Annotated in this window: 15 protein-coding genes; 9 read left to right on the top strand and 6 right to left on the bottom strand. The window is 62.7% G+C overall.

Annotation, left to right across the window (positions count from 1 at the left end; genetic code table 11):
- The first annotated feature begins 2 nt into the window (after positions 1-2).
- The 4 genes from ASE26_RS12905 to ASE26_RS12895 are packed head-to-tail and all read left to right on the top strand — an operon-like array spanning position 3 to position 4241.
- A complete protein-coding gene (locus ASE26_RS12905; protein WP_055938819.1) occupies positions 3-1211 on the top strand; it encodes an RtcB family protein in 1209 nt (402 codons plus the stop codon).
- A gap of 3 nt (positions 1212-1214) precedes the next feature.
- Positions 1215-1361 (top strand): hypothetical protein, encoded by a 147-nt coding sequence (locus tag ASE26_RS31195; protein WP_200953873.1) that lies wholly within the window; start codon positions 1215-1217, stop codon positions 1359-1361.
- Between the two features lie 4 nt (positions 1362-1365).
- Complete coding sequence (locus ASE26_RS12900; RefSeq protein ID WP_055938815.1) at positions 1366-2439, top strand: AAA family ATPase; 1074 nt, start codon at positions 1366-1368, stop codon at positions 2437-2439.
- Positions 2436-4241 (top strand): hypothetical protein, encoded by a 1806-nt coding sequence (locus ASE26_RS12895; protein ID WP_057246367.1) that lies wholly within the window; start codon positions 2436-2438, stop codon positions 4239-4241. Before ASE26_RS12900 ends, ASE26_RS12895 begins: the two co-directional genes overlap by 4 nt.
- Here ASE26_RS12895 and ASE26_RS12890 read toward each other — a convergent pair whose 3' ends face one another.
- Positions 4242-5006: a DUF6624 domain-containing protein gene (locus tag ASE26_RS12890; RefSeq protein WP_156398219.1), complete on the bottom strand. Its 765-nt coding sequence runs from the start codon at positions 5004-5006 to the stop codon at positions 4242-4244. It lies immediately after the preceding gene.
- Positions 5007-5315: 309 nt separating this feature from the next.
- Here ASE26_RS12890 and ASE26_RS12885 point away from each other — a divergent pair, with 309 nt between their 5' ends.
- Positions 5316-5762 carry a GNAT family N-acetyltransferase gene (locus ASE26_RS12885; protein ID WP_055938806.1) on the top strand — a complete coding sequence of 149 codons (447 nt, stop codon included), beginning with the start codon at positions 5316-5318 and terminating at the stop codon, positions 5760-5762.
- Positions 5763-5782: 20 nt separating this feature from the next.
- Positions 5783-6271 carry a GNAT family N-acetyltransferase gene (locus ASE26_RS12880; protein ID WP_055938803.1) on the top strand — a complete coding sequence of 163 codons (489 nt, stop codon included), beginning with the start codon at positions 5783-5785 and terminating at the stop codon, positions 6269-6271.
- Here the strand turns inward: ASE26_RS12880 and ASE26_RS12875 are convergent.
- Positions 6265-8805 (bottom strand): kelch repeat-containing protein, encoded by a 2541-nt coding sequence (locus ASE26_RS12875; RefSeq protein ID WP_156409934.1) that lies wholly within the window; start codon positions 8803-8805, stop codon positions 6265-6267. The genes ASE26_RS12880 and ASE26_RS12875 overlap by 7 nt on opposite strands.
- A 180-nt stretch (positions 8806-8985) precedes the next feature.
- Positions 8986-9183, bottom strand: coding sequence for a kelch repeat-containing protein (locus tag ASE26_RS12870; protein WP_055938797.1), 198 nt, complete (start codon positions 9181-9183; stop codon positions 8986-8988).
- A gap of 137 nt (positions 9184-9320) precedes the next feature.
- Between ASE26_RS12870 and ASE26_RS12865 the strand changes: the two genes are divergently transcribed.
- From ASE26_RS12865 to ASE26_RS12855, 3 genes are all read left to right on the top strand, one after another.
- Positions 9321-9938, top strand: coding sequence for a TetR/AcrR family transcriptional regulator (locus tag ASE26_RS12865; protein ID WP_055938795.1), 618 nt, complete (start codon positions 9321-9323; stop codon positions 9936-9938).
- A 201-nt stretch (positions 9939-10139) separates the two neighbouring features.
- The gene (locus tag ASE26_RS12860) at positions 10140-10745 is read left to right on the top strand and encodes a 2-hydroxychromene-2-carboxylate isomerase (RefSeq protein ID WP_055938792.1); all 606 of its coding nucleotides are present in this window, start codon (positions 10140-10142) and stop codon (positions 10743-10745) included.
- A gap of 56 nt (positions 10746-10801) precedes the next feature.
- Entirely contained in the window at positions 10802-11542 is a 741-nt protein-coding gene (locus tag ASE26_RS12855; RefSeq protein WP_055938789.1) for a hypothetical protein, read from the top strand.
- 10 nt (positions 11543-11552) lie between these two features.
- On the opposite strand, the gene ASE26_RS12850 is transcribed toward ASE26_RS12855, so the two are convergent.
- The 3 genes from ASE26_RS12850 to ASE26_RS12840 all read right to left on the bottom strand — a co-directional run bounded on the left by ASE26_RS12850 (position 11553) and on the right by ASE26_RS12840 (position 15594).
- A complete protein-coding gene (locus ASE26_RS12850; protein WP_055938786.1) occupies positions 11553-12020 on the bottom strand; it encodes a YbaK/EbsC family protein in 468 nt (155 codons plus the stop codon).
- Complete coding sequence (uvrA, locus tag ASE26_RS12845; protein WP_055938783.1) at positions 12020-14872, bottom strand: excinuclease ABC subunit UvrA; 2853 nt, start codon at positions 14870-14872, stop codon at positions 12020-12022. Before uvrA ends, ASE26_RS12850 begins: the two co-directional genes overlap by 1 nt.
- 83 nt (positions 14873-14955) lie before the next feature.
- Positions 14956-15594 carry a TetR/AcrR family transcriptional regulator gene (locus ASE26_RS12840; protein WP_055938781.1) on the bottom strand — a complete coding sequence of 213 codons (639 nt, stop codon included), beginning with the start codon at positions 15592-15594 and terminating at the stop codon, positions 14956-14958.
- Positions 15595-15685 lie beyond the last annotated feature (91 nt).

Here is a 15685-nt window from a genome sequence, read left to right as displayed (position 1 = left end):
TTATGCCAATCAAGCAAAGCCTGCACAAAGGCCTGGTGCCTGTGCACATCTATACGGATGACATTGATCATTCGGCCATCCAGCAACTGCTGAATATTTCGAACCTGCCGATCGTGCATCCGCACGTGGCAGCCATGCCCGACGTCCACGCCGGGATCGGTGCAACCGTCGGCAGCGTAATCCCGACGCGCGGCGCCATCATCCCTGCCGCTGTCGGCGTCGACATCGGCTGCGGCATGAACGCCGTGCGTACCACGCTGACTGCGAGCCAGTTGCCGGACAACCTGGCGCGCGTGCGCAGCGCCATCGAAACGCTGGTGCCGGTCGGCTTCGAACAGCACGCCTTCGACAAGGTGCGCGGCTCCGCCCACGCCCGCGTTGGGCGTCCGCTGAACGACCGCCTGGACCGCATCGTGGCGCGCCACAAGGGCATCATGAAGATGCAGCACAAGTTTGCGCAGACCTGGATCTGCCAGATTGGCACCCTGGGCGGCGGCAACCACTTCATCGAGTTGTGTATCGATGAAGAGCAGCGCGTCTGGATCATGCTGCATTCGGGCTCGCGCGGCATCGGCAATGTCATCGGCCGTTACTTCATTTCCGCTGCACGCAAGGAGATGATGCGGCACAAGGTGAACTTGCCGGACCGCGACCTGTCCTACTTCAGCGAGGGTTCGGAACTGTTCGACGACTATGTGGAAGCGGTGGATTGGGCGCAGGACTATGCCATGTTGAACCGGCGCGAAATGATGCGCCGCGTGGTGGCGGCACTGGAGCCGCACGTCCCGCCGTTCAAACTCGATGGCGAAGCGATCAACTGCCACCACAACTACGTGGCGCAGGAATCGCACTTCGGCCACAAGCTGTACGTCACCCGCAAGGGCGCCATCTCGGCGCGCGAAGGCGAGCTGGGAATCATCCCCGGCAGCATGGGTGCCCGCAGCTACATCGTGCGCGGCAAGGGCAACGAGGAATCGTTCTGCTCCTGCTCGCACGGGGCCGGACGGCGCATGAGCCGCAGCGAGGCGAAACGCAAATTCAATCGTTTCGACCTGGCCGAACAGACGCAGGGCATCGAATGCCGCAAGGACGGTGGCGTGGTGGATGAAATCCCCGCCGCCTACAAAGACATTGACCAGGTCATGGCACACCAATCCGACCTGGTCGAAATCGTGCACACGCTGAAGCAAGTCGTGTGCGTGAAAGGATAAGCAATGAAGGTAACCATCAAACTACCTAAGCCGCGCAACCCGCTGGCCGTGCTGGCGCGCCAGCGCAAGGCCGGCGGCCACCAGCGCATCGAACAATCGCGCCGCGCGTTGAAACAGCAACTGCGCCGCCAGCTGGAACGGGAGGAGTAAGCGCATGCAATCAGCAATCATGTTGAACCAGCAGCAGGCGATCGACTTTCTGCTGCACGTTGCAATTACACGCCCGGTATTCATGTGGGGGCCGCCGGGCATCGGCAAGAGCGCCCTGGTGCGCCGCTTTGCGGAAGCCGTGGGCATGGAGTGCGTCTCTTTGCTCGGCAGCCAGCTCGCGCCGGAAGACCTGCTGGGCATCCCGCAGATCGACGGCAAGTGCTCGCGCTTCTTCCCGCCGGCGAACATCGTGCGCGATGAGCCGTTCGTGCTGTTCCTGGACGAGTTGAATGCGTCGTCGCACGAAATCCAGAAGGCGTTCTATTCGCTGATCCTGGACCAGCGCATCGGCGAGTACAACTTGCCGAAAGGGACTATCGTGATTGGCGCGGGCAACCGCGCCAAGGACGCCGCCATCGTCAAGCCGATGCCGTCCGCGCTGGTGAACCGCATGGCGCATATCCACCTGCGCTCCGACCATCGCCAGTGGCTCGAATGGGCCAAGGGCGAGGGCGGCATCCACCCATGGGTGCTGGAATACATCCAGCTGCGCCCCGATCACTTGTGGAGCGAACCGCCGAAGCATGAGGAGCCGTTTTCAACGCCGCGCAGCTGGCATATGCTGTCCGATGCGCTGCATTCGTTCGGTGAGGATGCTGGCGAAGAAATGCTCGATGCATTGGCTTACGGCTTGCTCTCGCCCAACCATGCCGGCAACTTCAAAGGTTTCATTAAGCAGTTGCGCCACAAGCACGGCCTGCATGCCATCATCAAGGGCGACCAGCATTGGCCGGATTCTCCGGCGGACCGCGACGTGCTGTACTTCCTCGCGCAGTCTTTCCGCGCCCACTTGCTGAAGGAATTGCCGGAGGAAGAATCAGCGGTACGCAGCGCGCACCATGCCTTGTCGATCCGCGCCAAGGATATGCTGCGCGACCTGGCGCGCATCAGCGTCGAAATCGCGCAATCGCTGCTCGGTGAAGATGCGCAAGGACGCCGCCTGCCGGCCTGGTTCCTGGTCGAAGTAGCACGCGACCTGCCGCGGCTGGCCGGCCGCGGCCAGAAGGAAACGGCATGAGCAAGGACAAGAAGCCCGATCCAGCGGCGGCTGCGCGCCAGGCCGGCATTGCCTTGGTGCAGGCGCATCCGGTCCTGGGCGCAATCGCCAAGCAGGTTCAATTTCGCCCAGATCCGACGCATCAAATAGCTCCCGCCAAGGGATGGCTGGCACTCTCGCCCGGCGGTACGGTATGGCTGCACCCGAAACGCCGCGCGCAGCCGGAGGAATGGGCGCGCGTGGTCGGCATCATGCTTTCCTGCCTTGGGCTTGGACTGGTGCGGCGCCGTGAACCGGCAGACCTGTGGGAAGTGGCGGCGTTGGTGTCTGCATCGCGCTTCTGTGCTGAACTCAAGCTCGGTGAATTGCCGGAGGAGTGGCGTTTGCCGGAATGCGTGGACGCTAGCGTGGAAACCTTGCTGCAGCGCTTTTGCACCGAGGGCTGTCCCGCGCCGCTGCTGGCCTGGCACGCCGATATCGCGGGCGGCGCATCGCTGTTCGCGGCGCTCGACGAAAAGCCGGTCGCATGGCGACGCCAGACGCCTGTGCCCTGGCAAGAATTGCTGGCGGATGGCATCGCGCGCGGCGTTGGCAGGGCGCTTGCCATCGCCGGCGGTGCGCCTGCGAGCCAGGCGGCCCAGCCGCACAGCCGCGAACACCGTGCGCGCCGGCGCATGATGGACCGCTATCCCTTGCTGGGCGCACTGGCCGCCAGCTTCGACCTGGAGAACGATATCCGCATCTGCCAGCAATACGACATTCGTGTCGCAGCCATCGACGTCGGTGCCCGCCGCATCTGGATCAATCCGGCGGCAGGCCTGAACGATGATGAAACGCTGTTCGTGCTCGCCCACGAATTGCTGCACGCCGGGCTCAATCATGCTTCACGCCGGCGCGGACGCGATCCGGTGCTGTGGAATGTCGCCTGCGATTTCGCCATCAACAGCTGGCTGCTCGAGATGCAGGTCGGTTCGCCGCCTGCCATCGGCATGCTGTATGACGCTGATCTGGCCGGACAATCCGCCGACGAAATCTACGACGGCCTGGCGCGCGATATTCGCCGTGCCCGCAAGCTCGCCACGCTGCGCGGTACCGGCCAGCCCGACTTGCTGGGCGAGGATAGCGGTGCGCCGTTCACCGACGCCGAGGAGTATTGCCGCCGCGCGCTGGCGCAAGGCATGGACCGCTGGGAACACGATGGCCGCCGCGGCACCGTGCCGGCCGGCCTGCTGGAAGAAATCCGCAGCCTGGCACAGCCGCCAATTCCCTGGGATGCGCGGCTGGCGCACTGGTTCGATGAGCGCTTCCCGCCGCTGGAAATGCGGCGCAGCTATGCGCGGCCGTCGCGCCGGCAAGGGGCTACGCCGGACATTCCCCGCCCAATGCTGTGCAAGCCGCCGGAAGAGGAACGCAAGAGCCGCGTCTTTGGCGTGCTGCTCGACACGTCCGGCTCGATGGAGCCGGCGATGCTGGGCAAGGCGCTTGGCGCCATTGCCAGCTATGCGATGGCGCGCGACGTGATTGCCGTGCGGCTGGTGTGCTGCGATGCCATGGCCTACGACTGCGGCTGGGTCGAGCCGGAAAACCTGCTGGACCGCTTTACGCTGCGCGGGCGCGGCGGGACCGTGCTGCAGCCAGGCTTCGACCACTTGCGCGACCTGGCGCGGAAAGGCGAGATGCCGGCGCATGGGCCCGTCCTGGTGGTGACGGACGGCTGGTGCGAAGACAAGCTCGAGACCAGCATGGATCACGCTTACCTGCTGGCCGATGCGCGCCGCTTGCCATTTAGCCCGCGCGGAGAGGTCTTCTACATTACGGAATAGCTATTGGCCGGAGGAGACAGGCATCGGCGGCAGCCCCATCATCTTGCGCCGGATATTGAGCTCGTTGGCGTCTTCGATCACAACGGGCTTGCCGCCGGCGAGCTGGGTGCCATAACGTTGCGGCAGTCCCTTGGCGATGCGCAGCCGGTCCTCGGCCTGCGCCAGTTGCGTGCCAGGCACGTCGTTCTCGGCTTGCGCTTCACGCAGGGCTGGAAGCAGGGCCTCCAGTTCCTTCTCAGGCATGCGCATCAGGACCGCAAAGGCGTTCTGCGAAAGTTCGGGTCCGGCGAAGCGCGTGCCGGGCCAACCGTGCGAGGCCACGATGGTCTTCAGCCGCGCCAACTCCTTGCGGTCGCGCGCCGCATCGCGCTTGCCGGGGGCGCCCATGCCTTCCAGTGCACGGATGGCGGCCAGTTCGCGGGTATCGAGCACCTTGCGCTTGATGATGATCTCTTCGCCGGCGATGGTGGTGGCGGCGCCGCCCGTGCGGATGATCACGCGTACATTGCCGCGCGCATGGGTGGTGCCGCGGCTATCCTGCTCGACCTGGTTTGCCTCCACCTGCACATTGTGCTGCTGCCCGATCGGCAGCATGATGCGCGCAACTTCCTTGCCCGCTGCCAGCGTCTGCACGCTGATACGGCTGGGCTCGGCCGCAGCGGCGAGCCCATGGAAGGCCAGCAGCAGCGGTAGCGCAAGCTTGTAGACGCTCATCATGGATTGACGGTAGCAAACCTGCGCGATCAGTGGAGCACGGATGGTCACGCGCTAAATGCGACGCTGTCCTGAACAAGTGCATCGGGTGGATATTTATACAAAGTTTTTCTTGACACTACATTCGCGCAGAGCGCAGAATCAGCGCTCGTTAGTTTCATAACCCAGATTAAGAAAGGACAGTCATGCGCAATTTCGCTATCACCTGCATTAAGCACACCAGATAGCCCTGATGCGCGTGCGCTCGGGGCTGCTGGCAAATCGCCACCCCCGAGCCGGACGTCCCACGACAAAAACCCCGGTAAGGATACTTGCCGGGGTTTTTGTTTTTTTGGTCCCGGCGCAAGGAGGAAAGGAATCATGGAGATCCAACTCAAAGCTGTCACGCGACAGAACTTCGACGACATCACCGACTTGCGGCTGCTGGACTACCAGCGCGACTACATCGCCAGCAACGCCTATTCGATCGCACAAGCCAGCTTCTATCCGGAGATGCAGCCGCGCGGCATCTACGCCGGCGGCGAGCCGGTTGGCTTCCTGATGTATGTCGACCTGCAACTGGAGGGCCACCCCGGCGAGTTCGGCGTATGGCGCCTGATGGTGGACATCCTGCACCAGGGCAAGGGCTATGGCCGCGAGGCGCTGCATATGGCGCTGGCCGAGATCCGTGCGCGCGGCGGCGTGCGCAAGATCTGGATCAGCTACCAGCCGGACAACAACAGGGCTAAAGAGCTTTACGCCAGCATGGGCTTCGTCGAAACCGACGTCGACGAGGATGGCGAAATGAATGCAGTACTAGAGCTGTAACGAAGAAGAAGGAGTCATTAATGAGACCATATCAACGCTTCCTGAGGAAATGGATCACCACCAACCTGCACGTGGTCACCAAGGAGAATTTCGCCAACATCGCTGAACTGGAACTGCATGATCACCAGCAGGACCATGCGTCGGACACCATGTACGCGATTGCAGAAGCCAGCTTCCACCCGAACTACCATTGCCGCGCCATCGCCGACAAGGACGGCGTGGTCGGCTTCCTGATGTACGCCGCTCCCGGCGCCGAAGAAGAACCGGGCGATTACGCGATCTTCCACCTGATGGTGGACCGCCGCTACCAGGGCAGGGGGCATGGCCGCCGCGCGGTCGACCTGGCGCTGGCGGAAATCCAGAAGCATGGGGATGTGCAGCGCATCTGGACCAGCTACCGTCCCGATAATGCCGTGGCGAAGGACCTCTACGCCGCCTGCAGTTTCATTGAGGCAGGCGTAGAGGAAGACGGCGAGATGTACGCCGTCTGGAGTCCTGATCCTTACTGAGTGAAGGTCAGGTTGTAGGCACCGGTCGCATTGCTGCCGTAGCTGGTAGCTTCGATGGTGTAGGTGCCGGTGGATGGCAAGCTGAAGCTGATGCGCGAGTTGGTGCCGCCGCCGCCGTCATCATCCGATTTGACCACATTGCCGGCCTGGTCGCGCAGGTACAGGTATGTGTCGAAGCTCGATGACGACATGGCGATCGTCACGACCTTGCCGGCCGTACCAGAGAAGGTATAGCGGTCGACGTAATAGCTGCTGCCGCGCGCACCCGCCGGGCAACCGTTCGACTTGAGCAAGCCGCTGACCGGACTACCACTGGTGATTGGCGTGCTGCAGGACGTTACCTGGGTCGATGCCTGGCTCAGGTTGACCGACAGCGCCGGGCCGGAGCCGGACATGGTTGCGGTGGCACTGCGCGCCGCACCCGTGTTGGCCGCCACGGTGAAGCCGAGGGTGGCGTTGCCACTGCCGCTGCTGGTGCCGGGGCTGGTGAGGGTCAGCCAGGACGGCAATCCACTCAAGTTCCAGGTGCAGCTGCCGGGTGCCGTCACCGTGAAGCTGCTGCTGGTGCCGGCCGCCGGAATGGCAAGACTGGTCGGGCTGATGGTCCAGTTCAGGCAAGGAGAACCTTCCTGGCTCAGGGTGAAGCTGGAGGAGGCGCCCGGACCCGATACGGCGGCGGAAATGTTGCGGGCAGCGCCCGTGTTGGCTGCTGCAGTGATGGCAATCGGGCTGTTGCCGCTGCCGCTGGCATTGCCGCTATTGCTAGCCGTTACTGCGGCCCAGCTTGGCAAGCTGATGTTCCAGTTGCAGGTGGCCGGTGCGTTGACGCTGCCGCTCACCGTGCCGCCCGCAGCAGGGAAGTTGGAAGAGTTCAAGGTGACCGTCGGTGCGGTCGGACAGGGAACGCCATCCTGCGTGAAGGAGAATACGGTCGCTTGGCCCAGCGAGGTGATCTGCCCGGAGCCGCTGCGTGCCGCCGTGTCGGGGTTGGCAGCAGCCGAGTAAGTGATATAGCCGTTGCCGGTGCCGCTGCTTGCTCCTTTCACGGTGACAAAGCTTGGCATGGCCGAGACTGTCCAAGGGCAGCCGGCACTGGCTGTTACGTTCAGATAGCCGGTGCCGCCGCTGCGCGTCAGCGTGCTGATTGCCGGCGATACGGTCGGCGTGGAAGTGCAGTTTGCGGAAGCTGCCTGCATCACGGTCACGGTTTCGTTGGCCAACAGGAAGGATCCGTTGCGCGCAGCGCCAGTTTGGTTGGCGGCCGCCGTGAAGGTAACGGTAGCAGGGCCGCTGGCCGGCGTTTGTAGCGGGTTGCTGCCGGCGAGGGTCAGCCAGGCCGGCAGGTTGGCCGCTTCAAAGCGGCATCCTGGCGAGGCCGTCACGGTGAAATTCACTGCGCCGCCGTCGCTGCCGACGGTTTGCGTGCTGCCTACTATGCCCGCGACCTGGCCGGCACAGGCCTGGTCCCAGACTGCGGCGTAGTTCGTTGCATCGTTCAGGGTAGACCCGCCAGAAATCAAGACATTCCCATCCGGCAAGCGCGACAAGGCCGAATCGACCGCGTTGGTGCGTTGCGCGCCGGTCAGGCTCCAGCGCGCATCAGCCGCCCGGTAATGCATCAGCTGGCGCTGGAAGCCCGCAAGGTAGAGCGCATCGCCGTTTGGCAGCATGGCCGCCGCCTGGGGCTCAAATCCTGTTGGCATATTCGGGCCAGCGCTGAATGTCGCGGTGGCGGGATCATAGATTTCCGTGCTGTTGAGGGTCATGGTGTTGCGGCCGCCCGCCACCAGGACTTTGCCGTCTGCCAGCAGTATCGGCTGTATTCCCGAGCGCCCAACCGCCATCGGGCCGGTAGCAGTCCACTGGTTGGTGGCCGGATCCCAGATTTCCGCTCGCGTGCTGTACGGATAATAGGGACCGGTGGCCGTGCTGGCCTGGCCGCCGACTTTCATTACGCGGCCGTCGGCCAGTACGATCAGGCCGTGCCAGCCGGAATTGTCGACGTAATTGCCAGTCTTGGTGAAGGTGCCGGTTGCTGGATCAAAGATGTCGGCAAAGCTGCCGGTCGAGTAGCTATCCTTGCCCATCACCATCACGCGACCGTCCGGCAGCAAGCGTGCAATGGTGCGATAGCGCTGTGTGTTCATATTGCCGGTGGCGCTCCAGCTTCCCGTGGCGGGGTCGAAGATTTCCGCCGAGTTGGTCATGGCGTTGTTGAGTGACACACCGCCGGCCACCAGGATGCGGCCATCTTGCATGGTGACGGCGCCATGCTCCTGGCGCGCAGTCAGCATAGGCGCGGCGGGCGTAAATTGTCCGGTAACGGGATCAAAAATCTCCGTGCTGGCGTAGACGGTACTGCCAGGCAAAGGCGTGCCGCCAGTCACCAGGATGCGTCCATCCTGCAGGGGGCTGGTCTGATGCAGCTTGCGCGGCACGGTCATGGTGCCGGTCGAAACCTGGGCTTGGGCGGACAGGGTAGCGCAGGCCAGCAAAGCGGCGGCTGCGAGGTGACGCAAGGGTGTGGGGTACAAAACTTTTCTCCTCAGAATATTTCTGAGGCACAACTCTATATGTATTTGTGAAATAGTCAATTAAAAAGAATAACGAAATATTCAGTTTTGATATTTCGCGCGCCCGCGCCAAGGGCGCAGGCGCGGAGGCAGACGGCGGGGTTCCCGCCGTCTGAAGGCCCGATTTTTACTGGCTGAATGTCAGCACGTAAGCACCAGTCCGGCGTGTTCGCGTTTGGCGACCAGCATCGGCGCCATCGGCATGAAGATGCCGGTGGACGGGTCATAGATTTCAGTACTTGCCAGCGGCGCTGCGGACAGGCTGCCTGCTCCGCCAGTGACCAGGATGCGGCCATCGGCCAGTGTGCTGGCCTGATGGAACATACGCGGAGTAGTCATGGCGCCGGGGTTGATGCATGATTTCTCCAGTCGATGATGTCCAGTCCGCAACTGTAATCGTGTTTGCAGAATAATCAACTCAAAATGCCAACCATAAATCGCTTGTAATTTCGCACAGCTGTGCTAAAGTTCGCCACATGGACACCCTGACCGCAAAAAGCGAGGCGACCTTCGCCACCATCCTCGACGCCGCCATGGAAATGGCAGCGGCGGAAGGCATCGGCAAGCTGTCGCTGGGCGAGATCGCCAAGCGCACCGGCATCAGCAAGAGCGGGGTGTTTTCGCGCGTTGGTTCGCTGGAGCAGTTGCAGTGCGCGGTGCTGGACGAATACGACCGCCGCTTTGCCGCCGAGGTATTCATGCCGACGCTGTCGCTGCCGCGCGGCTTGCCCCGGCTGCAGGCCCAGGTAGCTGCCTGGTTCCAGCGTGCTGCAGACGAGGCACTGCGCACGTCCTGCCTGTACACGGCGGGCGCTTTCGAGTTTGACGATTACGAAGGCAGTGCGGTACGCGACCGCTTGGCGCAAGGTGCGCTGGCATGGCGCGCTTCGCTGCGCAAGACCATCCTGCAGGCGATGGAAGCCGGCCAGCTAAGGCCGGACACCGAACCCGAGCAACTGGTGTTCGAGATTTACAGCCTGGTAGTGGGCCTGCTGCACGATGCCCGCTTCCTGCGTGACGAGCAGTCGCCGCGCCATGCGCAGCGTGCGTATAACCGCCTGATTTCGACGTACAAGAGTTTCAACGACTTGTGATTTGGGTTGCCGCGGGTTCGCCTGCGGCCTTTTTTTAAGCAAGCTTCGCACGGGTGTGCGAAATTGGAGAGAGAAATGCGATTCCTACTTTTGCTGGTGCCGGTTGGCATCTACTTCATGAGCCATAGCAGCCTGTGGGGCATCCTGCGCGGGCTGCCGAAGAACAATAGCGATTTCGGCGAAAACTATTAGGGAGCGGCCATGGTCCTCGACTTCTACTTTGATTTCGCTTCGGGCTATTCCTACTTTGCCGCGCGCCGCATCGAATGGCTGGCGGCCGCCAATGGCGCTACCGTGAGGTGGCATCCGGTGCTGCTGCCGGCGCTGACCCAAGTAACCGGGGTGCTGCCGTCGCCGGTGGTGCCGGTCAAATGGAAATACGTCACGCGCGATATGCAGCGCACGGCGCAGGAGGAGGCCATTCCCTTCAATCCCTCCGGCGCCTTCCCGCAGATGCTGATCGCACCGGGGCGCGCCATGTTGTGGGTGCGCGCCAACCATGGTGACGATGCGGCGGTGTCGTTTGCGCGTACCTGCTTCCAGGCCTATTACGCCGATGGCGTGGATATTGCGGACAAGGCGGTCCTGCTGGGGATCGCGGAGAGCCAGGGCATCGACGGCTCGGCCTTCCTCGCGGGCCTGGAAGACCCTGTGATCAAGGCGCAATTCAAGCAGGGCAACGAGGATGCACTGGCCAAGGGTGTGTTCGGCGTACCTTTCGTGCTGGCGGACGGCGAGCCGTTCTGGGGCTATGATCGCTTCCCGCAGCTGGAACGCTGGTTGGCAGCAGCGCGCCGCGCGGCCTAGTGACAGCCGGGAGCGCATTGTCTATCCTTACAGGCACTTTCTTGTAGAGGATAGACATGAACCTGAAGCGCGCCGTGAGCACGGCTGTACTGGCCATGATTGCGCTGCCGGCCCTGGCCGAATCCCAGGCCTGCAGCGAGCCGGAACTTGAACTGGCTGCCGTTTTCCTGAAGGAGACTGGAAAACGCAAAGCCAGCGAAGACGAACAGTCAGCCATTGCCAGCGCCTGCAAATCGTGGCCCGGAAAGGAGCCGTACGTCATTGGCGTCTTCGTCTACGAAGGCGGGAAGCAAGACGGCAAGCGGCTGCTTGTCGCCCTGCTTGACAGGGCGCAGGGCAGGGTTGTTGCCAGCAATTGGAGTGTCGTCGAAGAAGACGCCATCATGCGGTACGTCGACGGCATCAGGATCGATACAGCGCGCTATCAACTGCAGCCAGGCCTGCGCGCATTCGGCGTCGATATCAACACGTATTCGCCGCGTTATGCGGAAGGCGGCTACGGCCCAATGCGCACCTTGTATGTGCGCGAAGGCTCCGCGATCCGGCCGGTGCTTTCCGAAATGCCGGTTTCCCGCTGGAGCTATATGGGCGAAATGCAGTGGGAACCAGGAAAAGATGGCGAACCCGCGCCTGAACCTGACATCGAGCGTTTCGACTACACCATCGGCATCGCTGCAACGCGAACCAAGGGCTTTGCGGATCTTCTCGTCACGCGCAAATCAAACCAGAAGGAGACGAAGCCTGCTACCCAGCTGCTGCGTTACGACGGCAAGCAGTATCCGCTGCCGCAGGAGTAGGATGCAGCAGCTAGGCTGGCGCCAGCGCGACATCAATCCATTGCGCGCCAGTCAGCGTCGCCATGCGTTCAGGGCAGATGCGCACGGCGGCATTGATCGCGCCGCCCGCCGGGATCACTTCCGTGTACTCGCGTAGCGAAACATCGCAATAGACGGGAATCGGCCCGGGCAGGCCGAAGGGACAGACGCCGCCAACCGGGTGGCCAGTCAGCGCTTCCACTTCATCCGCGCCCAGCATGCGTGCGGTGGCGCCGAAGTGGGCCTTGAACTTCTTGTTGTCCAGCCGTGCATCGCCGCGCGTGACGACCAGCACAATGCCTTCCTTCATGCGCAGCGACAGCGTCTTGGCTATCTGCCCCGGCTCGACGCCGTGCGCGGCCGCGGCGAGTGCCACGGTCGCGGTGCTTTCCGCCAGTTCGATGACTTCCAGGTCCGGCGCGTGTTGCGCCAGGAAGTGTTTGACGGAATGCAGGCTCATTACTTCTTCTTCAGCAGGGGGCCGAGGTACTTGCCGGTCACGCTGGCCGGGTTGGCCGCCACTTCTTCCGGCGTGCCGCTGGCGATGATCTGGCCGCCGCCGGCGCCGCCTTCAGGACCGAGGTCGACGATCCAGTCGGCAGTCTTGATCACGTCGAGGTTGTGCTCGATGATGACCAGGGTGTTGCCGTGGTCGCGCAGGCGGTGGATCACCTTCATCAGCAAGTCGATATCGTGGAAGTGCAGGCCGGTGGTCGGCTCGTCCAGGATATACAGCGTGCGGCCCGTGTCGCGCTTGGACAGTTCCAGCGACAGCTTGACGCGCTGCGCCTCGCCGCCGGACAGCGTGGTGGCGCTCTGGCCCAGCTTGATGTAGCCCAGGCCCACGTCGAGCAGGGTTTGCAGTTTGCGCGCGATGACCGGCACGGCCTTGAAGAATTCGTGCGCGTCTTCCACCGTCATGTCCAGCACTTCGGTGATGCTCTTGCCCTTGTAGTGGACTTCCAGCGTCTCGCGGTTATAGCGCTTGCCGTGGCAGACGTCGCAAGGTACGTAGACGTCCGGCAGGAAGTGCATTTCGACCTTGATCACGCCATCGCCCTGGCAGGCTTCGCAGCGGCCGCCCTTGACGTTGAAGGAGAAACGGCCAGCCGAGTAGCCGCGCTCTTTCGCGACAGGCACGGTGGCAAACAGGTCGCGGATCGGCGTGAACAGGCCGGTGTAGGTGGCCGGGTTCGAGCGCGGGGTGCGGCCGATCGGCGCCTGGTCGACCGAGATCACTTTGTCGAAGTGTTCCAGGCCGCTGATCGATTCGTGCGGTGCCGGTTCGGTCTGGGAGCCGAACAGGTGGCGCGACAGGGCCGGGTACAGGGTGTCGTTGACCAGGGTCGACTTGCCGGAACCGGAAACACCGGTCACGCAAGTCATCAGGCCGACCGGCAGGCTGAGCGAAACTTTTTTCAGGTTGTTGCCGGTGGCGCCGGTGATGGTCAGCTGGCGCTGCGGGTCGGCCTTGTGGCGCTTTTTCGGCACTTCAATTTTCAGCTTGCCGCTCAGGTATTGCGCGGTCAGCGATTCCTTCGACTTCAGGATGTCCTTCAGCGAGCCGGAAGCGATCACGTCGCCCCCATGCACGCCGGCGCCCTTGCCCATATCGACCACGTAGTCGGCGGTGCGGATGGCGTCTTCATCATGCTCCACCACCAGCACCGAGTTGCCGATATCGCGCAGGTGCTTCAGGGTGTCGATCAGGCGGTCGTTATCGCGCTGGTGCAGGCCGATGGACGGCTCATCCAGCACGTACATCACGCCCGTCAGGCCGGAGCCGATCTGCGACGCAAGGCGGATACGCTGGGCTTCGCCGCCCGACAGGGTGTCGGCGCTGCGGTCCAGCGACAGGTAATCCAGGCCCACATTGTTCAGGAAGGTCAGGCGCGAGACGATTTCCTTGATCACGCGGTCGGCGATGTCTTTTTTCGCGCCCTTCAGTTTCAGCTGCTCGAAGAATGACAAGGTATCGCGCAGCGGCTTCTCGGCGATCTGGTAGATCGCGCGTTCCTGCTTGCCGGTGCCGATCTTCACGTGGCGTGCTTCCACGCGCAGGCGCGCGCCTTCGCAGCTCGGGCACTTCTTCTCGTTGATGAACTTCGCCAGCTCTTCCTTCACCGCCATCGAATCGGTTTCGCGATAACGGCGCTGCAGGTTGTTGACGATGCCTTCGAAGGTGTGTTCCTTGACCACGGCCTTGCCGCGCTCATTCATGTAGGTGAACGGGATGGCGGTCTTGCCGGAGCCGTGCAGCACCACGTCCTGCGCTTTCGCCGGCAGCTGTTCGAACGGCGTGTCGAGTTCGAAATCGTAGTACGCGGCCAGCGCTGCCAGCATCGAGTAGTAGAACTGGTTGCGGCGATCCCAGCCCTTCACAGCGCCGGAAGCCAGCGACAGGTTGGGGAAGGCGACGATGCGGCGCGGGTCGAAGAATTCGATATGGCCCAGGCCATCGCACTCAGGGCAGGCGCCCATCGGGTTATTGAAGGAGAACAGGCGCGGCTCCAGTTCCTGCAGCGAGTAGCCGCAGGTGGTGCAGGCGAACTTGTTCGAGTAGACGTGCTCGGCGCCGGTGTCCATTTCGTAGGCGACGGCGCGGCCGTCGGCCAGGCGCAGCGCGGTTTCGAAGGACTCAGCCAGGCGCTGCTTGATTTCGGCATTCACCTTTACGCGGTCGATTACCACGTCGATGGTGTGCTTCTCGGTTTTCTTCAGCTTCGGCAGCTCGTCCACTTCATAGATCTTGGCGTCGTGGGTGCCGCTCTGCACGCGGAAGCGCACGAAGCCCTGGGCCTGCATGGCCTCGAACAGGTCGGCGTGTTCGCCTTTGCGGTTGGCCACAACCGGCGCCATGATCATCAGTTTGGTACCTTCGGGCATGGCCAGCACGGCGTCCACCATCTGCGATACCGACTGCGCGGCCAGCGCGTGGTCCGGGTGGTTGATGCAGTAAGGGGTGCCGACGCGCGCGTACAGCAAGCGCAGGTAGTCGTGGATCTCGGTCACGGTGCCGACAGTCGAACGCGGGTTGTGCGAGGTGGCCTTCTGTTCGATGGAAATCGCCGGCGACAGGCCCTCGATCATGTCCACGTCCGGCTTTTCCATCAGCTGCAGGAACTGGCGCGCGTAGGCCGACAGCGATTCGACATAGCGGCGCTGGCCTTCTGCGTACAGGGTGTCGAACGCCAGCGACGACTTGCCGGAGCCGGACAAGCCGGTGATCACGATCAGCTTGTTGCGTGGCAGGTCGAGGTTGATGTTTTTCAGGTTGTGCGTGCGCGCACCGCGGATGCGGATCTCTTCCATGCGTGGGTACCTTTCGGGGTCAGCCCGATACTATAGCGTCGAATGAATTCTTGCGCCGCGCCCTCGATACACCAAGCCCAGCGTCAAATACTGTACATATTACCAGTATTTGTGCGGTACGTCAGGTAACCCATGACGGCGCTGGTGATCGAGGCCTCGATGTCGGCCATTTCGAAGCCTGGCGCGTCGATCACGGCCGCGTGCACCATCGATTCCATGATTTGCAGGACAACCCAGGTGGCCAGGTCCAGGTTGGGCGGCGCGATGTCGCTTCGCCAATCTTCCAGCAACGCGCGCACGCGCTTGAAGATGCCCTGGTCGGCTTCGTTTTCCGACTGCGGCGCATCGAAATAGGGGAATTGCAGCTCCAGCATCTTGTGCAGTTCCGGCTCCAGCAGGTGGGCCGCCAGCAGCGCCTGCACCAGGGCGCCGATATGCCCGGCCAGCGTCGGATCGAAGGGCCGCGCCAGCACTTCTTCCACCGTTTGCTGCACCTGTTCCGCGTGGCGCTGGTGCAGCGCCGCGATCAATGTGTCCTTGTTTTTGAAGTACTGGTAGAGCGAGCCGATGCTGATGCCTGCCTTCTCCGCGATCAAATTGGTGTTGGTTCCGGCGTAGCCGTGCTCGGAAAAAATGCGAGCCGTCGCCTCCAGGATCACTTCGACGGTGGCTCGGGAGCGCGCCTGGCGCGGGGCTTTTCGGGGTTGCGGGATCTCGACCATGGGCGCTTTTGAATGCGAGTTTTCGCGGGATGTTGTTGATTCTAAAATTTTGGCTGTATGTGAGCAAATGCTCGCATTCCCGGAATTCATT

Origin of the sequence: Duganella sp. Root198D2 (genome assembly GCF_001428585.1) — a bacterium.
Lineage (GTDB): Bacteria > Pseudomonadota > Gammaproteobacteria > Burkholderiales > Burkholderiaceae_D > Rugamonas.
Note: the sequence above shows the minus strand (reverse complement) of the source record. Positions and strands in the feature narration are given on the sequence as shown.